This is a genomic window from Pseudomonas sp. TH39(2020), assembly GCF_016650715.1.
Lineage (GTDB): Bacteria > Pseudomonadota > Gammaproteobacteria > Pseudomonadales > Pseudomonadaceae > Aquipseudomonas > Aquipseudomonas mandelii_C.
Map to the genome: position 1 here is coordinate 313,218 of NZ_JAEKFF010000008.1, position 23,266 is coordinate 336,483.

The 23,266-nt window shown below is 61.8% G+C and carries 24 protein-coding genes; 20 read left to right on the forward strand and 4 right to left on the reverse strand.

Annotated elements, in window-relative coordinates:
* Positions 1–47: 47 nt before the first annotated feature.
* From JFU47_RS29715 to JFU47_RS29780, 14 genes are all read left to right on the forward strand, one after another.
* Positions 48–980 carry a 4-hydroxyproline epimerase gene (locus tag JFU47_RS29715; RefSeq protein WP_201187748.1) on the forward strand — a complete coding sequence of 311 codons (933 nt, stop codon included), beginning with the start codon at positions 48–50 and terminating at the stop codon, positions 978–980.
* On the forward strand, positions 977–2,092 hold the full coding sequence (locus JFU47_RS29720) for an NAD(P)/FAD-dependent oxidoreductase (RefSeq protein ID WP_342215402.1): 1,116 nt from the start codon (positions 977–979) through the stop codon (positions 2,090–2,092). Before JFU47_RS29715 ends, JFU47_RS29720 begins: the two co-directional genes overlap by 4 nt.
* Entirely contained in the window at positions 2,085–2,321 is a 237-nt protein-coding gene (locus tag JFU47_RS29725) for a (2Fe-2S)-binding protein (RefSeq protein ID WP_008157207.1), read from the forward strand. Before JFU47_RS29720 ends, JFU47_RS29725 begins: the two co-directional genes overlap by 8 nt.
* Entirely contained in the window at positions 2,318–3,574 is a 1,257-nt protein-coding gene (locus JFU47_RS29730; RefSeq protein ID WP_201187750.1) for an NAD(P)/FAD-dependent oxidoreductase, read from the forward strand. Before JFU47_RS29725 ends, JFU47_RS29730 begins: the two co-directional genes overlap by 4 nt.
* Positions 3,575–3,647: 73 nt before the next feature.
* Complete coding sequence (locus JFU47_RS29735) at positions 3,648–4,397, forward strand: AraC family transcriptional regulator (RefSeq protein ID WP_123368883.1); 750 nt, start codon at positions 3,648–3,650, stop codon at positions 4,395–4,397.
* 250 nt (positions 4,398–4,647) lie between these two features.
* On the forward strand, positions 4,648–5,466 hold the full coding sequence (locus JFU47_RS29740) for an ABC transporter substrate-binding protein (RefSeq protein ID WP_008157204.1): 819 nt from the start codon (positions 4,648–4,650) through the stop codon (positions 5,464–5,466).
* A 10-nt stretch (positions 5,467–5,476) separates the two neighbouring features.
* On the forward strand, positions 5,477–7,255 hold the full coding sequence (gene lhpI / locus JFU47_RS29745; RefSeq protein WP_201187751.1) for a cis-3-hydroxy-L-proline dehydratase: 1,779 nt from the start codon (positions 5,477–5,479) through the stop codon (positions 7,253–7,255).
* On the forward strand, positions 7,248–7,913 hold the full coding sequence (locus JFU47_RS29750; RefSeq protein ID WP_140681339.1) for an amino acid ABC transporter permease: 666 nt from the start codon (positions 7,248–7,250) through the stop codon (positions 7,911–7,913). Before lhpI ends, JFU47_RS29750 begins: the two co-directional genes overlap by 8 nt.
* Positions 7,914–7,923: 10 nt before the next feature.
* Positions 7,924–8,574 carry an amino acid ABC transporter permease gene (locus JFU47_RS29755; protein ID WP_008157201.1) on the forward strand — a complete coding sequence of 217 codons (651 nt, stop codon included), beginning with the start codon at positions 7,924–7,926 and terminating at the stop codon, positions 8,572–8,574.
* The gene (locus tag JFU47_RS29760) at positions 8,567–9,289 is read left to right on the forward strand and encodes an amino acid ABC transporter ATP-binding protein (RefSeq protein WP_201187752.1); all 723 of its coding nucleotides are present in this window, start codon (positions 8,567–8,569) and stop codon (positions 9,287–9,289) included. The genes JFU47_RS29755 and JFU47_RS29760 overlap by 8 nt, the downstream gene beginning before the upstream one ends.
* A 125-nt stretch (positions 9,290–9,414) precedes the next feature.
* Complete coding sequence (locus tag JFU47_RS29765; protein WP_201187753.1) at positions 9,415–10,443, forward strand: trans-3-hydroxy-L-proline dehydratase; 1,029 nt, start codon at positions 9,415–9,417, stop codon at positions 10,441–10,443.
* Positions 10,444–10,580: 137 nt separating this feature from the next.
* Positions 10,581–11,498 carry a dihydrodipicolinate synthase family protein gene (locus JFU47_RS29770; RefSeq protein ID WP_008157198.1) on the forward strand — a complete coding sequence of 306 codons (918 nt, stop codon included), beginning with the start codon at positions 10,581–10,583 and terminating at the stop codon, positions 11,496–11,498.
* A gap of 71 nt (positions 11,499–11,569) precedes the next feature.
* The gene (abaF, locus tag JFU47_RS29775) at positions 11,570–12,967 is read left to right on the forward strand and encodes a fosfomycin efflux MFS transporter AbaF (protein WP_201187754.1); all 1,398 of its coding nucleotides are present in this window, start codon (positions 11,570–11,572) and stop codon (positions 12,965–12,967) included.
* A 204-nt stretch (positions 12,968–13,171) separates the two neighbouring features.
* On the forward strand, positions 13,172–14,752 hold the full coding sequence (locus tag JFU47_RS29780) for an aldehyde dehydrogenase (NADP(+)) (RefSeq protein WP_201187755.1): 1,581 nt from the start codon (positions 13,172–13,174) through the stop codon (positions 14,750–14,752).
* Positions 14,753–14,893: 141 nt separating this feature from the next.
* On the opposite strand, the gene JFU47_RS29785 is transcribed toward JFU47_RS29780, so the two are convergent.
* Positions 14,894–15,901 (reverse strand): Ldh family oxidoreductase, encoded by a 1,008-nt coding sequence (locus JFU47_RS29785; protein ID WP_201188526.1) that lies wholly within the window; start codon positions 15,899–15,901, stop codon positions 14,894–14,896.
* Between the two features lie 236 nt (positions 15,902–16,137).
* On the opposite strand from JFU47_RS29785, the gene JFU47_RS29790 reads away from it, so the two are divergent.
* From JFU47_RS29790 to JFU47_RS29805, 4 genes are all read left to right on the forward strand, one after another.
* Complete coding sequence (locus JFU47_RS29790; protein ID WP_201187756.1) at positions 16,138–16,578, forward strand: Ohr family peroxiredoxin; 441 nt, start codon at positions 16,138–16,140, stop codon at positions 16,576–16,578.
* A gap of 76 nt (positions 16,579–16,654) precedes the next feature.
* A complete protein-coding gene (locus tag JFU47_RS29795) occupies positions 16,655–17,107 on the forward strand; it encodes an Ohr family peroxiredoxin (protein WP_056745302.1) in 453 nt (150 codons plus the stop codon).
* A gap of 109 nt (positions 17,108–17,216) precedes the next feature.
* The gene (locus JFU47_RS29800; RefSeq protein WP_201187757.1) at positions 17,217–17,657 is read left to right on the forward strand and encodes an Ohr family peroxiredoxin; all 441 of its coding nucleotides are present in this window, start codon (positions 17,217–17,219) and stop codon (positions 17,655–17,657) included.
* A 134-nt stretch (positions 17,658–17,791) separates the two neighbouring features.
* Positions 17,792–18,253: a MarR family winged helix-turn-helix transcriptional regulator gene (locus tag JFU47_RS29805; protein ID WP_140681325.1), complete on the forward strand. Its 462-nt coding sequence runs from the start codon at positions 17,792–17,794 to the stop codon at positions 18,251–18,253.
* Positions 18,254–18,289: 36 nt separating this feature from the next.
* Here JFU47_RS29805 and ptrR read toward each other — a convergent pair whose 3' ends face one another.
* On the reverse strand, positions 18,290–19,174 hold the full coding sequence (ptrR, locus tag JFU47_RS29810) for a putrescine utilization regulator PtrR (RefSeq protein WP_046046804.1): 885 nt from the start codon (positions 19,172–19,174) through the stop codon (positions 18,290–18,292).
* Between the two features lie 100 nt (positions 19,175–19,274).
* Here ptrR and JFU47_RS29815 point away from each other — a divergent pair, with 100 nt between their 5' ends.
* Positions 19,275–20,666 (forward strand): aldehyde dehydrogenase family protein, encoded by a 1,392-nt coding sequence (locus tag JFU47_RS29815; protein WP_201187759.1) that lies wholly within the window; start codon positions 19,275–19,277, stop codon positions 20,664–20,666.
* A 45-nt stretch (positions 20,667–20,711) separates the two neighbouring features.
* Here the strand turns inward: JFU47_RS29815 and JFU47_RS29820 are convergent, their stop codons facing one another.
* The gene (locus tag JFU47_RS29820; protein WP_201187761.1) at positions 20,712–21,083 is read right to left on the reverse strand and encodes a nuclear transport factor 2 family protein; all 372 of its coding nucleotides are present in this window, start codon (positions 21,081–21,083) and stop codon (positions 20,712–20,714) included.
* Between the two features lie 148 nt (positions 21,084–21,231).
* Here JFU47_RS29820 and JFU47_RS29825 point away from each other — a divergent pair, with 148 nt between their 5' ends.
* The gene (locus JFU47_RS29825) at positions 21,232–21,912 is read left to right on the forward strand and encodes a glutathione S-transferase family protein (protein WP_201187763.1); all 681 of its coding nucleotides are present in this window, start codon (positions 21,232–21,234) and stop codon (positions 21,910–21,912) included.
* Between the two features lie 18 nt (positions 21,913–21,930).
* Here the strand turns inward: JFU47_RS29825 and JFU47_RS29830 are convergent, their stop codons facing one another.
* The gene (locus JFU47_RS29830; protein WP_201187765.1) at positions 21,931–22,875 is read right to left on the reverse strand and encodes an aldo/keto reductase; all 945 of its coding nucleotides are present in this window, start codon (positions 22,873–22,875) and stop codon (positions 21,931–21,933) included.
* Positions 22,876–23,266 lie beyond the last annotated feature (391 nt).

The window sequence follows — 23,266 nt, forward strand, 5'->3', positions numbered from 1 at the left end:
CACAGGCCACTCTTTTGTTCACTCATCTGAACGGACGTGGCCATCCCATGAAACGCATCACCGTGATCGACTCCCACACCGGCGGCGAACCGACCCGCCTGGTGATCGCCGGCTTTCCTGACCTGGGCAGCGGCAGCATGGCCGAACGTCGACAGCGGCTGGCCGAACAGCATGATCAATGGCGCGCTGCCTGCGTGCTGGAGCCACGGGGCAGTGACGTGCTGGTCGGTGCCCTGCTCTGTGAACCGGTGGACCCGAGCGCCTGTGCCGGCGTGATTTTCTTCAACAACAGCGGTTACCTCGGCATGTGCGGCCACGGCACCATCGGCCTGGTGGCCTCGCTGGCGCATCTGGGCAAGATCGGCCCTGGGGTGCACAGTATCGAAACCCCGGTGGGCACGGTGCAGGCGACGCTGCACGAAGACCATTCGGTCAGCGTGCGCAACGTGCCGGCCTACCGTTACCGCAAAGCGCTGTCGCTGCAGGTGCCGGGGATCGGTCAAGTGACCGGCGATGTAGCCTGGGGTGGTAACTGGTTTTTCCTGATTGCCGAACATGGCCTGCGCGTTGCGGGCGATAACCTCGATGCGCTGACCGCCTACACCTTCGCCGTACAGCAAGCACTGGAGGCTCAGGGTATTCGCGGCGAAGACGGCGGCTTGATCGACCATGTCGAACTGTTCGCCGAAGACGTGCAGGCCGACAGCCGCAACTTCGTCCTCTGCCCCGGCAAGGCTTACGACCGCTCGCCCTGCGGCACCGGCACCAGCGCCAAACTGGCGTGCCTGGCGGCCGACGACAAATTGCAGCCGGGACAGATCTGGCGTCAGGCCAGTGTCATCGGCAGCGAGTTCGAGGGTTCCTACGAACTTCAGGGCGAGCGCATCGTGCCGACCATTCGCGGCCGCGCCTTTATCAGCGCCGAAGCCAGCCTGATCATTGAACAGGACGATCCGTTCGCCTGGGGTATTCGTCCGTGAACGAGGGCCTGGTGGCCGATGTGATCGTGATCGGCGCCGGCATCATCGGCGCCGCTTGTGCCCAGGCGTTGGCGGGTCGCGGCTTGCGCGTGCTGGTGCTGGACGCCGGCCTGCCCGGCGCTACGGCGGCGGGCATGGGCCACTTGCTGGTCCTCGACGACAACCCGGCCGAACTGGCCCTCAGTCAGTATTCCCTGCAACGCTGGCGCGAACTGGCGCCGGCCCTGCCCGACGGCTGCGCCTACCGTTGCAACGGCACCCTCTGGCTGGCGGCCAATGCCGAAGAGATGGCCGTCGCCCACAGCAAATACCTGAATTTGCAGGCCCAAGGCGTGGCCTGCGAATTGATCTCCAGCAGTGCCTTGCATCAGCGCGAACCGGAACTGCGCGAGGGCCTGGAAGGCGGACTACTGATCAATGGTGACGGCATTCTCTATGCTCCGGCGACGGCTAATTGGATGCTCGACACACCGAACATCAGCCAACGCCGGGCGCGGGTCAGCGAAGTCGATGGCAACCGCGTGCGGCTCGACGACGGCCTCTGGCTAAGCGCCGAAGCGGTGATTATGGCCAATGGCGTCCAGGCCAACGAACTCTGCCCCGAATTGCCGATAGAGCCGAAGAAAGGCCACTTGCTGATCACCGACCGCTACCCCGGAAAAGTCACCCACACCCTGGTGGAACTCGGTTACGTCACCAGCGCCCACAACGCCAGCGGTCCCTCGACGGCGTGCAATATTCAGCCGCGACCAACCGGGCAACTGTTCATCGGTGCTTCGCGACAATTCGGCACCACCGACCCGCAGGTCGAGGGCTGGATGCTGGCGAAAATGCTCCGGCGTGCCACCGACTACATGCCGGGGCTGGCTCAGCTCAACGGCATCCGTGCCTGGACCGGTTTTCGCGCTGCCAGCCCCGACGGCTTACCGCTGGTGGGTCAGCACCCGCAACGCAAAGGTTTATGGCTGGCGGTCGGTCACGAAGGCCTCGGCGTGACGACCGCGCCTGGCACCGCCGACCTGCTGGTCGCGCAGCTGTTCGACGAAACGCCACCACTGACTGCGCAACCGTATCTGCCGCAACGTTTTCTCGGAGAGCCCGTTTATGCCTGAATTGATGCTGGACGGACGTGCCCTGCGGGTTGCCGAGGGCACCAGCGTCGCCGCTGCACTGGCCCTGAGCGGCGACGGCTGCACTCGCACATCGGTCAGTGGCCAACGCCGCGCACCGCTGTGCGGCATGGGCATTTGCCAGGAATGCCGGGTGACCATCGACGGTCGCCGGCGCCTGGCGTGCCAGACGCTGTGCCGTGACGGCATGCACGTGGAGACTCAAGCATGAGCGAATACGCCGACCTGCTGATCATCGGTGCCGGTCCCGCCGGCATGGCCGCTGCGCTCGCCGCAGCGCCAAGCGGTGCGCGCATCGTCCTGCTCGATGACAACCCGCTGCCGGGAGGGCAAATCTGGCGTGATGGTCCTCAAGCTAACCTGCCGAACCCGGCGCGTCAGATGCGCGAGCGACTGGAGGCGTGCAGCAACATCCGCCGCCACTCCGGCACGCGGGTGATCGCCTGCGCCGGGCCGAAACAACTGCTGGTTGAAGACGCTGATCGTGGCTGGTTGATCGGTTACGACAAACTGATTCTGTGTACCGGCGCTCGCGAGTTGCTTCTGCCCTTCCCCGGCTGGACGCTGCCCGGCGTGACTGGCGCGGGTGGCCTCCAGGCATTGATCAAGGGCGGGCTGCCGGTGCAGGACGAACGCATTATGATTGCCGGCAGCGGACCGTTATTGCTGGCCAGCGCCGCCACCGCCAAACACAACGGCGCCCGGGTGCTGCGCATTGCCGAGCAGGCCAGCGCGGCCGCCGTCGCCGGTTTCGCCGCGCAACTGCCACGCTGGCCCAACAAGCTGATGCAGGCGGTCACGTTGTTCGACCGCCATTACCGTACCGGGACCTATGTACTGGCCGCCCTGGGCAATGAGCGGCTGGAAGGTGTGCGCCTGCAACAGCAAGGAAAAATCGTCGAACTGGAATGTGATCGCCTGGCCTGTGGCTTCGGTCTGATTCCCAATACCCAACTCGGCCAGGCCCTGGGCTGCGAACTCGAGGACCAGGCGGTTGCCGTCGATGCCTGGCAGACCACTCGCCGCGCCGATCACTACGCGGCGGGTGAATGCACCGGTTTCGGTGGCAGTGAACTGGCATTGGTCGAAGGCGCCATCGCCGGTCACGCCGCGGTCGGTGACCTTGATTCAGCCCGAGCATTGTGGCCGCGTCGTGCGCGCTGGCAGGGTTTCGCCAACGCCCTGAACAAGGCCTTCACCCTCGACCCGCAACTCAAGTCGCTGGCGCAACCCGACACTCTGGTGTGCCGTTGCGAAGACGTGCCTTACGGGCTGCTTGTCGGGCACGCTGACTGGCGCGAGGCCAAGCTGGCCAGCCGCTGCGGCATGGGCGCTTGCCAGGGCCGAGTGTGTGGCGGTGCGTTGCAGCACCTGTTCGGCTGGCAACCTTCGACGCCACGACCACCGTTCAGTCCGGCACGGATCGAGACCTTGCTGTGCCTGGACGATACCCCGCATACCTGAATGCCGTCCGGGGCTTTCGGCTCCGGCGCCGAGTCTTTATGATCCCGGGCATTGCCTCCAGACGCCCAGCGCCATGTATGCCTCGCTCACTACCTTCAAACCCTGCGACCTGCCCACCCTGCTGAGCAGTCTGCAGCCGATCGCGGCGCTGCTCGATACCCTGTCGGACGTGGTGTTTTTCATCAAGGACAGCGAGGCCCGCTACGCCTTCGTCAACCAGACCCTGGCCCGGCGCTGCGGCTTCAAACACAGTGACGAACTGCTCGGGCGCACCGCCGACATGGTCTTTCCCGAGCGCTTCGGCCCGCTGTACACCGAGCAGGATCGGCGGGTGCTGTCCACCGGCCGCGAACTGGCCGACCAACTCGAACTGCACCTGTATTACGGGAATCAACCGGTCTGGTGCCTGACCCACAAACTCGCGCTGCGCAACCCGCAAGGTCAGATCGTCGGCCTGGCCGGCATCTCCCGCGACCTGCAAGCGCCACAGTCCAGCCATCCGGCGTTCCAGAAACTCGCGGCGGTGGACGCGCATATCCGCAGCCATTTCGCCCGGCCGATCAGCCTCGCCGAACTGACCGCGATCGCCGGGTTTTCCGTGGCGCAACTGGAGCGCCATTGCAAACGGGTGTTCCAGCTCACGCCACGGCAGATGATTCACAAGGCGCGCCTGGAAGAAGGCTCCCGGCTGTTGCTGCACACCGACCTGCCCATCACCGAGATCGCCCTGCGCTGCGGTTACACCGACCACAGTGCGTTCAGCCGGCAGTTCCGCGCCTTGACCAGTCTGGCGCCGAGTCAGTATCGCGAAAGCCGTCGCTGAACCCGGGCAAGTGTTCCTTTAAGGGGCGCCCGGCGTCCCCACTGCTCCCTTCTGTAACACCGCCTGATACGGCCTGCCGAGGCGTTCTCCTCCTACGCCCTACCCCCACAATCTTGTAAGACCTTTAGCTCAAGGCTTGGCGATTAATTCTCGCCTCAGTTCGGAAACAGGCACGCTCATTGCTAATCTAATATCGTATACGAAATTCACAATACGATATCCAACAGCACTTTCCGACCACGAGGCCTCTATGAAAAACCCCGCATTTGCCGTAGCCCTCAGCGCTGTTCTCAGTACCTCCTTCATTGCCACCGCCCAGGCTGACAAGCTCGACGACATCATTGGTTCGGGCAAGCTGCGCTGCGCCGTGACCCTGGACTTCCCGCCCATGGGTTTTCGCGATGAAGGTAACAACCCGGCCGGTTTCGACGTGGACTACTGCCGCGACCTGGCGAAAATCCTCGGGGTCGACGCCGAAGTGGTTGAAACACCCTTCCCCGATCGAATTCCGGCGCTGGTCTCCGGGCGTGCGGACGTGATTGTTGCCTCCACGTCCGACACTCTTGAACGGGCCAAGACCGTTGGCCTCACCGTGCCGTACTTCGCCTTCCAGATGGTGGTGCTGACCCGCGACAACACCGGCATCAACAGCTTCGCCGATATCAAAGGCAAAGCGCTGGGCAACACCAGCGGCACCTATGAAGCCATCGCTCTGGAAAAAGACGTGAAGAACTGGGGCACCGGCACCTTCCGCGCTTATCAGTCGCAGAACGACACGCTGCTGGCGGTCGCCCAGGGCCACATCGACGCCACCGTGGTCACCAACACCGTGGCCGCCGCCACGATCAAGTCGGGCAAATACAAGAACCTGAAAATCGCCGGTAACGCGCCGTACACCATCGACTACGTGTCCCTGGGCGCCAAGCGTAACGAGTATGGCCTGCTCAACTACCTCAACCTGTTCGTCAATCAGCAGGTGCGCAGCGGCCGCTACAACGAGCTATTCACCAAATGGGTCGGCACCGAGATTTCACCCACCGACCTGACCGTGCCCAAGGTCTATTACTGAGATGTCCGGCATGCCTAGGCCAACCTCTCTGACCGGTCGCAGCCTGGTCGCCGGCGCCGCCCAAGGCGCCCTGCTGTTTGCCGATGTGGGCTTGAGTTTCTGGGGCGGGGTCGATCCATACAGCGGCGAGGTCATCGACCGTCACCACCCGCTCAGCGGCGAACGTCTGGCCGGTCGGGTGCTGGCGATTCCCAGCGGCCGCGGCTCGTGCACCGGCAGCAGTGTGCTGATGGAACTGATCAGTAATGGTCATGCACCGGCCGCACTGGTGCTGGCTGAACCCGATGAGATCCTGACCCTGGGCGTGCTCGTGGCACAGACCATTTTCGAGCGTTCCCTGCCTGTGCTGTGCATCGGCCGGGAGGCCTTCGCCGCCTTGCGCGGCAAGGCCTTTGCTCGGGTCGAAGCCTCAACGGTGACCGTGTTTGAACACCTGCCGGGCGATGCCTGGCAGGCACTCGACAGTCCGTTGCACACAGCAGAAGAAAGCACCGCCATCGAACTCACCGAACACGATCAGGCGCTGCTCGACGGCGAGCATGGCAAAGCTGCCCAGGTGGCCATGCAGATCGTCCTGCGCATGGCTGAACTGCAAGGTGCGCGCAGTCTGGTGGATGTCACCCAAGCGCACATCGACGGCTGCATTTATACCGGACCTGCGAGCCTGCGCTTCGCCGAACAACTGGTGCAGTGGGGCGCAAAAGTGCGGGTGCCGACCACCCTCAATTCGATTTCCGTCGACCAGCGCCGTTGGCGCGAGTTGGGCATTGATCCGGCGCTCGGCGTACCGGCCAGTGCCCTGGGCGATGCCTATATGGCGATGGGCGCACAGCTGAGTTTTACCTGCGCGCCCTACCTGCTCGACGGCGCGCCGAAGGCCGGCGAGCAAATCGTCTGGGCCGAATCCAACGCCGTGGTGTATGCCAACAGCGTGCTCGGCGCACGCACCCTGAAATACCCGGACTACCTGGATATCTGCATCGCCCTGACCGGCCGCGCGCCCCTGATCGGTTGCCATCTGGACGCGCAACGTAAAGCGAGACTGCAAATCGAATTGCCGGTTTTGCGCGAGCTGGACGATGCCTTCTACCCGCTGCTCGGTTACCACATCGGTGCCCTGGCCGGTAGTCGAATTCCTCTGGTGCTGGGGCTGGAACACAGCGAGCCTAGCCTGGACGATTTGAAAGCCTTCGGCGCCGCTTTCGCCACCACCTCCGCCGCGCCGCTGTTTCATATCGCCGAGGTGACCCCGGAAGCACTCGACCCGACGCAGGTGCTGGAGGCGAATGTCCCCGTGCCGGTGGAAAAAATCCGCCTGAAGGATTTGCTGCTCAGCTGGCGCGAACTCAACAGTGCCCGCGACAGTCGGGTGGATGTGGTCTCGCTGGGTAATCCGCATTTCTCCCTGAGCGAATTCGCGCATCTGGCGCGGCTGTGTCGGGGTCGACACAAACACCCCGAAGTCGTGCTTGCCATCACTTGTGGTCGCGCGGTGCTGGAGCAGGCGCGCGAGGCTGGACATATCGCCGTGATCGAAGCCTTCGGCGCGACGCTGGTCACCGACACCTGCTGGTGCATGCTCGGCGAGCCGGTGATCCCGCTGGCGGCCAAAACCTTGATGACCAACTCGGGCAAGTACGCCCATTACGCACCCGGCCTGGTGGGTCGCAAGGTGCACTTCGCCAACCTCGCCGAATGTGTCGACGCCGCTTGCAGCGCCACCGCCAGCGGTCGTTTGCCGGCCTGGCTGCAATCGGCTGCCTCACTGGAGAGCCACGCGCATGTTTGATTACACCTTCCAATGGCGCGCGACCCTGCGCGCCCTGCCGGACATGCTGGCCGGCGCCTGGGTCACCTTCGAGACCGCCGCGCTGTCGATGATCTTCGGCGTGCTGATCGCCCTGGCCCTGACGGTGATGCGCGAAACCAAACAACCGTTGTTGCGCGGCATCGGCAACGGTTGGGTGTCGATTGCCCGCAACACCCCGTCGCTGTTCCAGATCTACGTCCTCTACTTCGGCCTCGGCTCGCTCGATTTGCATGTCAGCTCATGGTTCGCGCTATTGGCCGGGATCACCTTCAACAACGCCGGCTACCTGGCGGAAAACTTTCGCGGCGGCCTCAAGGCTGTGCCCGGCACGCAAGTGCGCGCTGCGCGTTCGCTGGGCATGAGTGCCTTTCAGGCTTACCGGATGATTATCGTCCCGCAGCTGCTGCGGATCGTCTTCTATCCGTTGAGTAACCAGATGGTCTGGGCGGTGCTGATGACGTCGCTGGGGGTGATCGTCGGGCTGAACAATGACCTCACCGGCGTGACCCAGGATTACAACGTCAAGACGTTCCGCACCTTCGAATATTTCGCCATCGCCGCGGCGCTGTATTACCTGATTGCCAAGGCCATCGTCGGCGCCGCCCGGCTGATGGCCTGGCGACTGTTCCGCTACTGAGGAGGTGAGCATGTTGACCACCAGTTTTTCCTGGAATGACCTGTTGTTCTTGCTGGATGGCGCCTGGGTCACTCTGAAACTCACGTTCTGGTCGATCATCCTCGGCTCCTTCGCCGGGCTGCTGTTCGGCTTGCTGCGGGCGCTGTTGCCGCGCGCCAGCCTGCCACTGGCGTGGGTGCTGGACGTGTTTCGCAGCGTGCCGTTGCTGATCCAGTTTGTGTTGTTCAACTCGCTGAAAAGCATCGTCGGATTGAACATCAGCGCCTTCAGCGTCGGCTGCATTGTGCTCGGGGTCTACGCCGCCGCGTACTTCACCGAAATCGTGCGCAGCGGCGTGCTGTCGGTGCCGTTCACCGTGCGCCGGGCCAGTCGTTCACTGGGCCTGAGTTTCCTCCAGGACCTGCGTTGGATCGTCCTGCCGATGGCCACGCGAGTGGCCTTTCCCGGCTGGCTGAACCTGGTGCTCAGCGTGATGAAAGACACCGCGCTGGTGATGTGGATCGGCATCGTCGAACTGCTGCGCGCCTCGCAAACCATCGTGACCCGCATTCAGGAACCGCTGCTGGTGCTGTGCATCGCGGGCCTCATCTACTACGTCATGAGCCTGGTGGTCGCTCGCCTGGGCGCTCGTCTGGAAAGAAGGTGGCAAGAAAATGATTGAGATCGACAACGTACACAAATCCTTCGGCAACCTCGAAGTGGTCAAGGGCGTCAACCTGACGGTGAACAAGGGCGAGGTGGTGTCGATCATCGGCGGCTCCGGCTCGGGCAAATCGACCCTGCTGATGTGCATCAACGGTCTGGAGCCGATCCAGAGAGGCAACATCCGCGTCGACGGTGTCGAAGTCCATCACAGCGCCACCGACCTCAACCGCCTGCGGCAGAAGATCGGTATCGTCTTCCAGCAGTGGAACGCGTTCCCGCACCTGACCGTGCTGGAAAACGTGATGCTGGCGCCCCGCAAAGTGCTGGGCAAGAGCAAGGCCGACGCCGAGGAACTGGCGGTCAAACAACTGACCCACGTCGGTCTGGGCGACAAGCTCAAGGCCTTTCCCGGCAAGCTCTCTGGCGGCCAGCAACAGCGCATGGCCATCGCCCGCGCCCTGGCCATGTCGCCGGACTACATGCTGTTCGACGAAGCCACTTCGGCCCTCGACCCGCAGCTGGTGGGCGAGGTGCTGGACACCATGCGCATGCTCGCCGAAGACGGCATGACCATGGTCCTGGTGACTCATGAAATCCGCTTCGCCCGCGATGTGTCCGACCGTGTAGCGTTTTTTCGCAATGGTTTGGTGCACGAGATTGGTTCGCCGGATCAGGTGATTGGTAATCCGGTGCATGCGGAAACTGCGGCTTTCCTTAAATCAGTGAAATAGCTGATGGCCCCTTCGCGAGCAGGCTCGCTCCCACACTGTTCGCATTTCTTCTGGAAGAACTCGGTCAAATGTGGGAGCGAGCCTGCTCGCGATGAGGCCCTAATAGACAAAACAAGGAGCAAACCATGCGCTCATCGAAAATCATTCATATAGTCAGCTGCCACGCCGAAGGCGAAGTCGGCGACGTGATCGTCGGCGGCGTCGCGCCACCGCCCGGGGCCACCGTGTGGGAACAGTCGCGCTGGATTGCCAAGGATCAGACCTTGCGCAACTTCGTCCTCAACGAGCCGCGCGGTGGCGTGTTCCGCCACGTCAACCTGCTGGTGCCGGCCAAGGATCCGCGGGCGCAGATGGCCTGGATCATCATGGAACCCGCCGACACACCGCCGATGTCCGGCTCCAACTCGCTGTGCGTGGCCACCGTGTTGCTCGACAGCGGCATCCTGCCAATGACCGAACCGCAAACCCGGTTGGTGCTCGAAGCCCCGGGCGGGCTGATCGAAGCGGTGGCCGACTGCCGTGACGGCAAGGTCGAACGGGTGGAAATCAAGAATGTGCCCTCCTTCGCTGACCGCCTCGACGCCTGGATCGAAGTTGAAGGCGTCGGCTCATTGCAGGTCGACACCGCGTACGGCGGCGACAGTTTTGTGATTGCCGATGCCAAGCGCCTGGGCTTTTCCATTCGTCCTGATGAGGCGGCCGAGCTGGTCGAGGTCGGGCTGAAAATCACCCGCGCGGCCAATGAACAACTGGGCTTCGTCCATCCGCTGAACCCTGAGTGGTCGCACATTTCCTTCTGCCAGATCGCGGCTCCCCTCGTCTATGAAAATGGCATCGCCACCGGCGCCAACGCGGTGGTGATTCAACCCGGCAAGATCGACCGTTCGCCGACCGGCACCGGCTGCTCGGCGCGTATGGCGGTGCTGCAGGCCAAGGGCTTGATGCAGGTCGGCGAGCGTTTTATCGGCCGTTCGATCATCGGTTCCGAGTTTCACTGCCGCATCGATTCGCTGACGGAAGTGGCGGGACGCCCGGCGATCTACCCGTGCATTTCCGGCCGAGCCTGGATCACCGGCACCCATCAGTTGCTGCTCGATCCGAGCGATCCGTGGCCACAAGGCTATCGACTGTCCGACACCTGGCCTGGGGCCTGAGCACAGCCTTACAAAACCTCACCCAAATCTCTGACCAACGGCTAGCAAAAACCCCCTCAGAACTGAAAAAAGCACTGGCCGAGTCTTCTTACTTGAAATATCGTATACGAAATACAATTAACGAACCGGAGGCAACAATGAGCAAGCGCATTAACTGGAGTGGCGTCTTCCCCGCGGTGACCACTCAATTCAACGACGACTTCTCCATCAACCTGGAAAAAACCCACCAAGTGATTTCCAACGTGATCCGTGACGGCGTGTCGGGCCTGGTGGTGTGCGGTTCGGTGGGGGAAAACACCTCGCTGACCGCCGAAGAAAAAATCGCCGTGACCGAAGTTGCGGTCGACGCTTCCCGCGGCCGCGTGCCGGTGATCTGCGGTGTGGCCGAATTCACCAGCATTCAAGCGGCCAAGGTCGCCAATGCCGTGCGCCGGGTCGGCGTTGACGGGGTCATGCTGATGCCGGCGCTGGTCTACGGCTCCAAGCCGTTCGAGACCGCCGAGCACTACCGCTACGTGGCGAAAAACGCCGACGTACCGCTGATGGTTTACAACAACCCGCCGATCTACAAAAACGACGTCACCCCGGACATCCTGATTTCCCTGGCCGACTGCGACAACGTGGTGTGCTTCAAGGATTCCTCCGGCGACACCCGTCGTTTCATCGACGTGCGCAATGAAGTGGGCGACCGTTTTGTGCTGTTCGCCGGCCTTGATGACGTGGTGCTGGAAAGCATCGCAGTGGGGGCCGAAGGCTGGGTCTCGGGCATGTCCAACGTGTTCCCGAAAGAAGGTGAAACCATCTTCCGCCTGGCCAAGGCCGGTCGCTTCGCCGAAGCCATGCCAATCTACGAATGGCTGATGCCGATCCTGCACCTCGACGCCCGTGCCGACCTGGTGCAGTGCATCAAGCTGTGCGAAGCCATCGCCGGTCGCGGCAGCGCCCTGACCCGTCCACCACGGCTGGCCCTGCCGGAAGCCGATCGGGTTTTCGTCGAGCAGATCATGGCCAAGGCCCTGGCCAACCGTCCGGAACTGCCGGACGTCGGTCTCTGAGTGATTGCCGGGCGGGTCTTTGAGGACCCGGCCCGGCTGCCTGTCTTTGCGCCTCTACAGGAAACGTCAGTATGCCCAATCCTCACAGCACCGCCCGCGCAACCACACCCTCGGGACTCAAACGTGTCGTGGCCGCGGCCATGGCCGGCACGGTCGCCGAATGGTATGAATTCTTTCTCTACGGCACCGCCTCGGCACTGGTCTTCGGCCAGCTGTTTTTTCGCCAGACCGACAGCCCGATCGATGGCATCCTCGCCGCCTTCGCCCTGTATGCCGTCGGCTTTCTTGCCCGTCCGTTGGGTGGCCTGGTGTTCGGTCACTACGGTGACAAGTTCGGCCGCAAACGCTTGCTGCAATTGAGCCTGGTGGTGGTCGGCATCACCACGTTCCTGATGGGTTGCCTGCCCGGCTTCGACCAGATCGGCTACGCCGCACCCGTATTACTGGTGCTGCTGCGGCTGATCCAGGGTTTCGCCTTCGGCGGTGAATGGGGCGGTGCGATTCTGCTGGTGTCCGAACACTGCCCGGACAATCGCCGAGGCTTCTGGGCCAGTTGGCCGCAAGCCGGTGTCCCGGCCGGTAACCTGGTGGCGACCGTCGCGTTGCTGCTGTTGTCGTCGAACCTGTCGGAGGCGCAATTCCTCGCGTGGGGCTGGCGTGTCGCGTTCTGGTTCTCGGCGGTGGTGGTGCTGATCGGCTACTGGATTCGCACCAGCGTCGATGACGCGCCGATCTTCAAGGAAGCCCAGGCCCGTCAGGCGCAAAACAAGCAACAACAGCTGGGCGTGGTGGAAGTGCTGCGTCATCACTGGCGTGCAGTGCTGGTCGGCATCGGCGCGCGGTTTGCCGAGAACATCCTTTACTACACCGTCGTGACCTTCTCGATTACCTACCTGAAACTGGTGGTGCACAAGGATACTTCAGAGATTCTGTTTCTGATGTTTGGCGCGCACCTGCTGCATTTCTTCATGATCCCGCTGATGGGGTATCTGTCCGACCTGGTCGGGCGCAAACCGGTGTACCTGACGGGTGCGATCCTCACCGCATTCTGGGGTTTCATCGGCTTCCCGATGATGGACACCGGCAATAACTGGCTGATCATCGGGGCCATCACCCTGGGCCTGGCGATCGAGTCGATGACCTACGCGCCCTACTCGGCGCTGATGGCCGAAATGTTCCCGACCCACGTGCGCTACACCGCGTTGTCCCTGTGCTACCAGGTAGCACCGATCTTCGCCGGCTCGTTGGCGCCGCTGATTGCCCTCACCCTGCTCAACAAGTACCACAGCTCGACACCGATCGCCTGGTACCTGGTCGGCGCCGCGCTGATCTCTATTGTCGCCGTCGGCCTGACGCGGGAAACCCGTGGCAAGTCGCTGCATGTGGTGGATAGCGAATCCGCTGCACGGATCGCTGCCCTGGACACCGCCGAACCCGCCATCCCTCGCCGGGGTGATTCGCTGGCTTGATCTCAATGCGCAACCTGTAGCAGCTGCCGCAGGCTGCGTTCGGGCGCGTAGCGGTCGTCAATACTGGCGACACGGTGTGACTGTGACACCGCGTTGCATGGTTTTACGACGGCTTCGCCGTCGAACGCAGCCTTCGGCAGCTGCTACAGGTCATGCGCTGCACCTGGCAACGTATTTGGCTTCACATTCCGACAGGAGTTTTTCATGCCTCACATCATCGGCCACAACTACATCGGCGGTGCGCGCAGTGCCGCCGGCAACATCACCGTGCAAAGCCATGACGCCAGCACTGGTGAAGCGCTGCCCTACTCGTTCATGCAAGCCACCGTTGAGGAAGTCGACGCTGCTGCCCAGGCAGCAGCTGCCGCCTACCCGGCCTTTCGCAACTTACCGGCGAGCCGGCGCGCGGAATTTCTCGAGGCCATCGCCGCACAACTGGAGGCGCTGGACGATGAGTTCGTTGCCCTGGTCACCTGCGAGACGGCGCTGCCGACCGGGCGCATTCAGGGTGAGCGCGGCCGTACCAGCGGTCAGATGCGCCTGTTCGCTCAAGTCCTGCGCCGTGGCGATTTCTATGGCGCGCGCATCGACCGGGCCTTGCCCGACCGTCAGCCGCTGCCTCGGGTCGATTTGCGTCAGTACCGGATCGGCGTTGGCCCGGTCGCGGTGTTCGGTGCGAGCAATTTCCCGTTGGCATTCTCCACCGCCGGTGGCGACACCGCTGCAGCCCTGGCCGCCGGTTGCCCGGTGGTGTTCAAGGCTCACAGTGGGCATATGGCGACGGCCGAGCTCGTGGCCGATGCGATCCTCCGCGCCGCCGAGCAAACCGGCATGCCCAAGGGTGTGTTCAACATGATCTACGGCGCGGGTGTCGGCGAAGCGTTGGTCAAGCATCCGGCAATCCAGGCGGTGGGCTTTACCGGTTCGCTCAAGGGCGGTCGCGCCCTCTGCGACATGGCCGCCGCGCGGCCTCAGCCGATTCCGGTGTTTGCCGAAATGAGCAGCATCAATCCGGTGCTGGTATTACCCGAAGCCCTGCAACGGCGCGGCGAGAAAATCGCCAGTGAACTCGCCGCGTCAGTGGTGCTCGGCTGCGGCCAGTTCTGCACCAACCCCGGATTGGTGATTGGCATTCGCTCCCCTGAATTCAGCGCATTTATTCAATCGCTCAGTGCGGTAATGGCCGACCAGCCGGGGCAAACCATGCTCAACGCCGGCACGTTAACCAGCTACGCCAAGGGCGTGCAGACGCTGCACGCGCATCCGCACATCTGCCACCTGGCCGGCCGCGAACAACAGGGCCAGCAGGCTCAGCCTCAACTGTTCAAGGCCGACGTCAGCCTACTGATCAACGGTGACCCGCTGTTGCAGGAAGAAGTCTTCGGCCCGACTACCGTGTTGGTGGAAGTGGCCGACAAGGCCGAACTGCAACGGGCATTGCAAAGTTTGCACGGTCAACTGACGGCCACCCTGATTGCCGAAGCCGATGACCTGCGAACTCATAGCGAACTGCTGCCGCTGCTTGAACAGAAGGTCGGACGCGTACTGTTCAACGGCTACCCGACCGGCGTCGAAGTCTGCGATGCGATGGTGCATGGCGGGCCCTACCCGGCCACCTCGGATGCCCGTGGCACCTCGGTCGGCAGCCTGGCCATCGAGCGTTTCCTGCGCCCGGTGTGCTACCAGAACTGCCCGGATGCGCTCTTGCCCGAGGCGCTGCAAAACGCCAATCCGCTGGGCATCGCCCGTCTGGTCGACGGCAACAGCCATCGCCAACCGCTGTAAAACCACTCATTTGAGCAGCGACCTCCTGTGGGAGCGAGCCTGCTCGCGATGGGGCCATAACATTCAGCATTTCTGTCGACTGTTACACCGCTATCGCGAGCAGGCTCACTCCCACAGGATTGGTCGCCTCCCCCTGCTTCTTCAGCCCAGTAACGCCTTCAAGTCGTTGTACAAGGCTTCGGGAATCTGCACGCCCTCCACCAAACTGCGTGCGCGCGCCTCGTAACGCCGTTGCGACGGCAAGCGTGCGCCCTGCCCTTGTATGCTCTGGAACATCACTTCGGCACGAGCCAGATGCTGCTCGGTGGCCTCGCCGAGAAAGCGTCGCGGATCGAGGGCGATGATCAGCTCGCCGTGGTACGGCGACGACTTGCTGCCCGCGTCATAAGCCAGCGACTCGGCGCTGGTCAGGTCACCAATCAACGGCCCGGCGATCAACTCCACCATGGCAGCCAGCGCCGAGCCCTTGTGCCCGCCAAACGTCAGCATCGCGCCGGCATCGAGTACCACGTTCGCATCAGTACTCGGTTGCCCGTCTGCATCGACGCCCCAGCCTTCGGGAATCGCTTTGCCGGCACGCCGGTGCAACTCGATCTCGCCACGGGCAATCGCACTGGTGGCGAAGTCGAACACAAACGGATCCTTGCCCGAACGCGGCCAACCGAATGCGATGGGATTGGTGCCGAACACCGGTTGACTGCCTCCCGCCGGCGCGACCCAGGCATGGCTGGGATTACACGCCAGCGCCACCAGGCCGGCAGCGGTCAGCTGCTCGATCTCGACCCACAGGGCGGAAAAATGCACACAGCGATTGATCGCCAGCGCCGCAATCCCGTTTGCCCGGGTTTTCTCCTCCAGTAATGGCAGACTCGCCTGAAACGCCAACTGGGAGAAACCTCCCGCCGCATCAACCCGCACGATCGAAGGTGCCTGGTCGATCACCCGTGGTTCGGCATCGGCCACCACCTTGCCGGCCCTGAGCGAATTCACGCACCCCAATACCCGATACAAACCGTGGGAGGCGCAGCCATCGCGCTCGCCGGCAATCACCGTGGCAGCCACCGCCTGAGCGTGGGCAAGGTTGAAACCGTTGTGCAGCAAGATCGATTCGGCCAGCTCGCGAGCTTCGGCCAGGGACAGTCGTTTCATCATCAACTCCTTGGACAGACCGCCCAGACTGGCCCATTCCCGAAGCCACGGCTTGATCGCTTTAGGCGCGGTCGACGACGAATTCGGCATATCCCGCCAACAAACCATTCGTCGGCTGGACCGCGCACTACCCCTTGACACCGATTGAGCTCTGGGCGACTATTATTTCCATCGCATACGATACAAACGTATACGACACATAAACACCACCAATTGAAACGTTGAGGATTCATCCCATGAGCAAGATCGAAAAAGTACTGTTTACCGGCAAAACCCACACCACGTTCAGCGATGCGACCCGTGCCCACGGCAACCTCGACATCGAGCTGTCGTCGCCAGGTGACGCAAAACCGGCCCACGTGTTCGCAGCCACCCAAGCGCACCCGACCGCCGAGCAACTGTTCGCCGGTGCATGGTCGGCCTGCTACATCTCCGCCATCGAACACATAGCCAAGGCGAAAAAAGTGGTGCTGCCGGCAGATGCATCTGTCGACATCGAGATTGATCTGGGCCAGGCCGGTCAGGCTTATTTCCTTCAGGCTCGATTCTTTGTCCGCTTGCCGGGCGTGGCACACGACGTCGCCACCGCACTGGCGCACGCCGCACACGAACTCTGCCCGTACTCGAAAGCGACACTGGGCAACATCGATGTGGCGGTGAACGTCCTGACGGCGTGAAGATCGTTTTAATCCATTAAATATGTCGCATGCGATATAAGCGCATACGAAAACAATAGAAACTTAGGAAATCATCATGAGCAAGATCGAAAAAGTACTGGCCACCGGCAAAACCCACACCACCGTCAGCAACGCTGGCACTACCTCGCGCGGCCATGACGGCAGCCTCGACATCACCCTGTCGACGCCTGGAAATGCCAAGCCAGCCCACGTGTTCGCAGCCACCCAACCGCACCCGACGGCAGAGCAACTGTTCGCGGGTGCCTGGTCGGCCTGCTACACCGCCGCCGTCGGGCTGGTGGCCGGTGAGATGAACGTGGTGCTGCCGTCGGATCTGTCCGTCGACATCGAAGTCGATCTGGGTCAGACCGGTCCGGCCTACTTCCTTCAGGCTCGATTGACCCTGCGCGTACCGGGCTTGTCGCACGATATCGCGACGACACTGGCGCACACCGCCGATCAAATCTGCCCGTACTCGAAAGCGACGCGGGGTAACATTGACGTGGCCCTGAACGTCCTCACGGCTTGACGCACCGCGCGGCGTTGCTATCGATCGGCATGGTCGATACGCCATATATATCGCATGCGCTTTTAGCGCATACGAATCACAAACCCAGCAAAACGTTGAGGACTCAACCATGAACAAGATCGAAAAAGTCCTGGCCACAGGCAAAACCCACACGACGTTCAGCGACGGTGACAACTCTTCCCGCGGCCTCGCCATCGAGCTCTCGTCGCCTGGAAACCCTAGGCTGGCACACGAGTTCGCAGCCATTGTGCCGCACCCAACGGCAGAGCAGTTTTTCGCCGGCGCATGGTCGGCCTGCTACACCGCTGCCGTCGAGCTGGCAGCGAAAAATATGAAGGTCACGCTGCCGTCCAATCTGGCCATTGATATTGAAGTCGATCTGGGCCAGACCGGTCCGGCCTACTTCCTCCAGGCCCGGCTGACTCTTCGCGTGCCAGGCTTGACGCAAGACGTCGCGACGGAGCTGGCGCACGCCGCAGACCAAATCTGCCCGTACTCGAAGGCAACGCGCGGCAATATCAACGTGGTCATCAACGCCCTGACCGCATGATGCGCCGTACGACCGGTTCGACTTTCGCCGTCGAACCGGTCGCCACCGTCAGTTACAGTCGTTCCGACACAATCGCATACGAGGTATATTTCACTTTTTTGCGAGCCATCCGTCTTTGGCCAACGAGGAAGCCCATGAAACCCACCGACAACGCCGCCCCCGACAACCTGAAGCTCTCCGAATTCCTGTGTTTTGCGGTCTATTCCACCAACCTGGCCTTCGGCAAGGCTTACAAGCCGATACTCGAGCAGCTTGGGCTGACCTATACGCAATACATCACCATCGTCGCGCTGTGGGAGGAAGACAATCAGACCGTCGGCAGCCTGGGCGAGAAGCTGTTTCTCGAATCGAACACGCTGACCCCGATCCTGAAGAAGCTGGAAGCGATGGGCTTTTTGCAAAGGCAGCGCGATCCCGAGGACGAGCGCCAGGTACGGATCAGCCTGACGAAGAACGGTCGACAGCTGCGCGAAAGCCAACCGGAAATGGGCCTCGCCGACGCAACGGGCCTGACGCTCGACGAGTTCACGATCCTGCAGAAGGCGATCGTGAAGTTGCGCGGCAATCTGATCAAGTCGACGAAAGCCGGGGAATGAGCCCGGCCAGTCGATCTGGACATTTTCGTGCGCGAACTAGCGCACCGCCTCGTCCCGCACCACCCCGCGCTCCTCAAGCAAGCGCACAAACATGGTCAGACTTTGCGACACCGTGCCCCGGCGCCACACCAGCCAGGTGCGCAAATAGCGGAACGATTCCGATAACGGCCAGACGCTCACCGTGGTGCATCCGGGCATGCTGTTGAGCATGCTGCGGGGCATCAGCGCCAGGCCTGCACCAGCGCTGACGCACGCCAGCATGCCGTGATAGGACTCCATTTCGAAAATCTTGCCGGGCACCGCCGCGTCCTTGGCAAACCAGCTTTCGAAGTGGTGTCGGTAGGAACAATTGGAACGGAAGGCATAGATATTTTCACCGTTAACATCCCGCGCACGATGAATGGGGGAATGGTTGAGCGGTGCGATCACCACCATCTCTTCCTCAAACGCCGGCACGCCTTCCAGTGCCGGGTGCAGCACCGGTCCATCGACAAACGCTGCCGCCAATCGTCCCGACAACACCCCGTCGATCATGGTCCCCGAAGGTCCGGTGGACAGATCCAACTCGACCTTGGCGTGCTTCTGGTTATACGCGGCCAGCAGCTCAGGGATACGCACCGCAGCGGTGCTCTCCAGTGACCCCAGCGGAAACGATCCTTGCGGTTCTTCGCCCGCCACCGTCGCACGAGCCTCCTGGACCAGGTCGAGGATGCGCCGGGCATAGTCGAGGAAACTCCAGCCGGCCGGCGACAGGCGTAGGCGGCTCTTCTCGCGGATAAACAGGTCCACGCCCAGATCCAGCTCCAGCTGCTTGATCCGCGTCGTCAGGTTCGACGGCACCCGGTGGATGTGCTGCGCCGCCGCGCTAATGCTGCCGTGCTCGGCGACAGCTTTGAAAATTTCCAGCTGAACCAGATCCAATTCATTCTCCAAACGTGAACGATATGCTCAGTATTATTCAGTTTCCAGAAAACAAACGCCACCGTAACCTGAGCGCATCCCCACCTCGCAGGACGGTGCCATGACTCAAGTTTCCAGCCTCACCCATTCCATTTCGATCAACCCCGCCAACGGCGAGCAGATCGGCCACTACCCTTTCGAATCCGCATCGGCACTGGACGCCGCCCTGTCCCGCGCCGCTGCCGGGTTCCGCGCCTGGCGCAGCAAACCGGTTGATCAACGCTCGCAGTTGTTGATCGCCCTGGCGCAGGCATTGCGCGATAACGCCGCCGCGATGGCGAACATGATCACCCTGGAAATGGGCAAGCCGATCACTCAGGCACGCGGCGAAATCGAAAAGTGCGCGCAACTCTGCGAGTGGTACGCCGAACACGGCCCCGCGATGTTGAGCGCTGAACCGACGCTGGTTGAAGGTGGAAAAGCGCGCATTGAATATCGCCCGCTCGGCCCGATTCTCGCCGTGATGCCGTGGAACTTCCCGATCTGGCAGGTCCTGCGCGGCGCCGTTCCAGCGTTGATCGCCGGCAACACCTACGTACTCAAACATGCGCCCAACGTGATGGGCAGCGCTTATCTGTTGCGGGAGGCCTTCAAGCAAGCCGACTTCCCTGAAGGTGTCTTCGAAGTCATCAACGTCACGCCAGACGGCGTTTCCACCGCGATCGCCGACCCGCGCATCGCTGCGGTGACCCTCACCGGCAGCGTGCGAGCCGGCATGGCCATCGGCGCTCAAGCCGGCGCGGCGTTGAAGAAGTGCGTGCTGGAACTGGGCGGTTCAGATCCGTTCATCGTGCTCAACGATGCCGACCTCGACGAAGCGGTCAAAGCCGCCGTGATTGGTCGCTACCAGAACACCGGGCAAGTTTGCGCGGCGGCCAAACGCTTGATCGTCGAGCAAGGCATCGTCGAGGAATTCACGCGCAAGTTCGTCGAAGCCACGCAAAAACTGGTGGTCGGCGATCCACTGGCCTCCGACACCTACATCGGCCCGATGGCCCGCTTTGATCTGCGTGATGAACTGGATCAACAGGTGCGCGACACCCTGGAAGAAGGCGCGACGTTGCTGATGGGCGGCAAGAAGGCTGAAGGCCCGGGTAACTTTTACGAGCCCACGGTCTTCGCTGATGTCACCGACCAGATGACCTCGTTCAAACAGGAACTGTTTGGCCCGGTGGCCTCGATCATCACGGCGCGAGATGCAGCCCATGCACTGGAACTGGCGAATGACAGCGAATTCGGTCTCGCCTCAACCATTTACACACGCAATGTCGAGCTTGCCGAGCAGATGGCCGGTGAACTGGAAACCGGTGGTGTGTTTATCAATGGCTATTGCGCCTCCGATCCGCGTGTCACCTTCGGCGGCGTGAAAAAAAGCGGTTTTGGCCGTGAGCTGTCGCATTTCGGTGTGCGTGAGTTCTGCAATGCCCAGACAGTGTGGCTGGATCGGCGCTGATTGCATAACGATGCCCGGGAGCCTTTTGGCTCCCGGGCTCACGCGCTATTCGTTCAGGTAATACAGCTTGTTCACAATCATCCAGCGGTAATTGATGTTCAGTAGCGACAGATAATCGGTAAATCGCATGCCGAGATAATCATCAGTGACTTTTACCGCAGCGGCATCGCCCGTGACATCGATGCTGAGGATCTCCCAGAACGGTTTGACCTCTTTGGGTGCCGGCCCCTCGGCCTTGATCGCGTTGATAAATTCCTCCAGGGATGCCCATTCGAGCTTTTCTTCGTAATGGCCAATGATGCGGCAAGAAGGATGAAAGGCCTGTCGCAGCAAGGCTTCATCAGCGAACACCATGCCTTCTACATAATTGCGGACCACCACGTTGATGTGTTCTTTAGCCAGCAGTTGAGTCGTCATGTCATACCTCCAGCGTTCTCGTCCTCACACCGCCGGATCCAGTTGTTCGATCATCCATCCCACCCTGAAAGTCTAGCACCGCGCGCTTAACAGTCCCGGACGGGCGACTATGATGATGGGGATCACTTGCCTTTCGAGGAGCTGAGAGATGTCGCTGACTCTTTACTACCATCCGCTGTCGTCGTTCTGCCATAAAGTGCTCATCGCGCTCTATGAAAACGCTGTCGAATTCGAAAAACGGATCATCGATCTCACCAACGATGCAGACAGAGCAGAGCTGCAAGCGCTGTGGCCGCTCGGCAAATTCCCGGTCATCCACGACCACGCTCGCCAGCGCAACGTGGCGGAGACCACGATCATCATTGAATACCTGGACCGGTTTTATGCGGGTGAACATCCACTCGTTCCCAACGATTGGGACACCGCGCTGGAAGTCCGTCTGTGGGACCGGGTCTGCGACCACTATCTCCAGACGCCCCTACAACAAATTGTCCTGGATCGCCTGCGCGACGCTCACGGCGATTTGACCAGAGAACGTTCCACACTGCAGACGACGTACGGCATGCTCGACCGCCAAATGGCGTCGAGAATCTGGCTGGCCAGTGAAGAGTTCAGCCTGGCCGATTGCGCCGCGGCCCCGGCCCTGTTCTATACCAGCACGCTCGAGCCATTCCCTAACAATTTTGTCCACTTGAAAGCCTATTTCGAGAGACTGATGAGCAGACCGTCCGTCCAGCGGGTCATCGACGAAGCCAGGCCCTGGTTTTCGTTTTATCCGTTTGCGGAGGCCATCCCGGAGCGATTTCGCCAGCCGCCGGACAACACCTGACAGGCCTCGACAATTCGCCTACCCCACCACGTCAATCAACTGCTCGCGCTGCGCCCCCGTCAGCATCGGACCGAAACCGGCACCGGCATTTTCCGCCATGTAACGCGGGTTGCCGGTGCCGGGGATCACGCAAGTCACCGCCGAATGCGTCAGCAGGAATTTGAGCGCCAGTTGCGGCCAACTGTTGATCCCCACTTGCGCGGCCCATCCCGGTAGCGGCTTGCCCTTCAAGCGGGCGAGCAAATCACCGCCGCCGAATGGCCGATTGCAGATCACCGCCACGCCCCGCTCGCGACACAGCGGCAGGATGCGCTTCTCGACGCCACGATCGTCCAAGGCATAGTTGATCTGCAAAAAGTCCAATGGCTCGGCCTTGAGCACCGCTTCCACCTCGTCATACGCCGTCGCCGTGTAATGGGTGATGCCGATGTAACGAATGCGCCCTTCTTCCTTCCATTTGCGCAAGGTCGGCAGATGGGTTTTCCAGTCCAGCAGGTTGTGAATCTGCATCAGGTCGATCCGGTCGGTCTGCAACAGTTTGAAGGACTGTTCCATCTGCGCGATGCCTTCTTCACGGCCACGGGTCCACACCTTGGTGGCCAGAAAGGCCGGCGAGCGCGGTTCATGAATCGACAGCAGTTCACCGGTCGTCTGTTCGGCGCGACCGTACATGGGCGAACTGTCGATCACCTTCCCGCCCTTCTCGAACAACGCGCGCAGCACAGCAGGCAGCTGCTTGTAAGCCGGACTTGAAGGCTCGACATCAAAACCGCGATACGTGCCCAGCCCAACGATCGGTAAGAGTTCGGCGCTGGATGGAATGGCCCGGGTCAGCATGTTCTTGCCTCCTGTTTCGGTCGACGGCGTGGATGCTGCAAAAGCTGGATCGAAGGTGAAAACCGCCGAAGCACCGGCAGCCAGCGTGAGTATTTTTCGACGCGTGTACCCATCAGTGTGGCTCATGGAATTACCCTTCCACATTTTTGCTGTCAGCCACGGTCCACAGCACTTCTCGCGCCGGACGCACGAGGCTGGCCACATCAGCATAGCTACCGGCGACCATTCGCCCCTGCTTGACACACAACAAGCACCGAGGAAAGCAAAGCCCAATGCCAGTTAGTTAAGCCGTAACGCGATCTGTAGCAGCTGCCGAGCAGCGCGAGGCTGCGTTCGGCTGCGAAGCAGTCGTGAGTCCGGCTGACGCGGTATGCCTGACGTACCGAAATGACTGATTTTACGACTGCTTCGCAGCCGAACGCAGCCTCGCGGGCTCGGCAGCTGCTACAAAGAGTGTCGCTGCTGACTGGCATTAGCCTCAGCGCCGCTCTTTCCGACGGCAGAACGTTGAGCCATT

Excerpts from the sequence above, each read along its gene's own strand:
- lhpI (WP_201187751.1), top strand. The coding sequence starts at position 5,477 with ATGCCTAGGCCAACCTCTCTGACCGGTCGCAGCCTGGTCGCCGGCGCC.
- JFU47_RS29830 (WP_201187765.1), bottom strand. The coding sequence starts at position 22,875 with ATGAGCCACACTGATGGGTACACGCGTCGAAAAATACTCACGCTGGCT.
- JFU47_RS29770 (WP_008157198.1), top strand. The coding sequence starts at position 10,581 with ATGAGCAAGCGCATTAACTGGAGTGGCGTCTTCCCCGCGGTGACCACT.
- JFU47_RS29795 (WP_056745302.1), top strand. The coding sequence starts at position 16,655 with ATGAGCAAGATCGAAAAAGTACTGGCCACCGGCAAAACCCACACCACC.
- JFU47_RS29790 (WP_201187756.1), top strand. The coding sequence starts at position 16,138 with ATGAGCAAGATCGAAAAAGTACTGTTTACCGGCAAAACCCACACCACG.
- JFU47_RS29715 (WP_201187748.1), top strand. The coding sequence starts at position 48 with ATGAAACGCATCACCGTGATCGACTCCCACACCGGCGGCGAACCGACC.
- JFU47_RS29815 (WP_201187759.1), top strand. The coding sequence starts at position 19,275 with ATGACTCAAGTTTCCAGCCTCACCCATTCCATTTCGATCAACCCCGCC.
- JFU47_RS29765 (WP_201187753.1), top strand. The coding sequence starts at position 9,415 with ATGCGCTCATCGAAAATCATTCATATAGTCAGCTGCCACGCCGAAGGC.
- JFU47_RS29735 (WP_123368883.1), top strand. The coding sequence starts at position 3,648 with ATGTATGCCTCGCTCACTACCTTCAAACCCTGCGACCTGCCCACCCTG.
- JFU47_RS29805 (WP_140681325.1), top strand. The coding sequence starts at position 17,792 with ATGAAACCCACCGACAACGCCGCCCCCGACAACCTGAAGCTCTCCGAA.
- JFU47_RS29760 (WP_201187752.1), top strand. The coding sequence starts at position 8,567 with ATGATTGAGATCGACAACGTACACAAATCCTTCGGCAACCTCGAAGTG.
- JFU47_RS29820 (WP_201187761.1), bottom strand. The coding sequence starts at position 21,083 with ATGACGACTCAACTGCTGGCTAAAGAACACATCAACGTGGTGGTCCGC.
- JFU47_RS29750 (WP_140681339.1), top strand. The coding sequence starts at position 7,248 with ATGTTTGATTACACCTTCCAATGGCGCGCGACCCTGCGCGCCCTGCCG.
- JFU47_RS29800 (WP_201187757.1), top strand. The coding sequence starts at position 17,217 with ATGAACAAGATCGAAAAAGTCCTGGCCACAGGCAAAACCCACACGACG.
- abaF (WP_201187754.1), top strand. The coding sequence starts at position 11,570 with ATGCCCAATCCTCACAGCACCGCCCGCGCAACCACACCCTCGGGACTC.
- JFU47_RS29785 (WP_201188526.1), bottom strand. The coding sequence starts at position 15,901 with ATGAAACGACTGTCCCTGGCCGAAGCTCGCGAGCTGGCCGAATCGATC.
- JFU47_RS29740 (WP_008157204.1), top strand. The coding sequence starts at position 4,648 with ATGAAAAACCCCGCATTTGCCGTAGCCCTCAGCGCTGTTCTCAGTACC.
- JFU47_RS29730 (WP_201187750.1), top strand. The coding sequence starts at position 2,318 with ATGAGCGAATACGCCGACCTGCTGATCATCGGTGCCGGTCCCGCCGGC.
- JFU47_RS29725 (WP_008157207.1), top strand. The coding sequence starts at position 2,085 with ATGCCTGAATTGATGCTGGACGGACGTGCCCTGCGGGTTGCCGAGGGC.
- JFU47_RS29780 (WP_201187755.1), top strand. The coding sequence starts at position 13,172 with ATGCCTCACATCATCGGCCACAACTACATCGGCGGTGCGCGCAGTGCC.
- JFU47_RS29755 (WP_008157201.1), top strand. The coding sequence starts at position 7,924 with ATGTTGACCACCAGTTTTTCCTGGAATGACCTGTTGTTCTTGCTGGAT.
- JFU47_RS29825 (WP_201187763.1), top strand. The coding sequence starts at position 21,232 with ATGTCGCTGACTCTTTACTACCATCCGCTGTCGTCGTTCTGCCATAAA.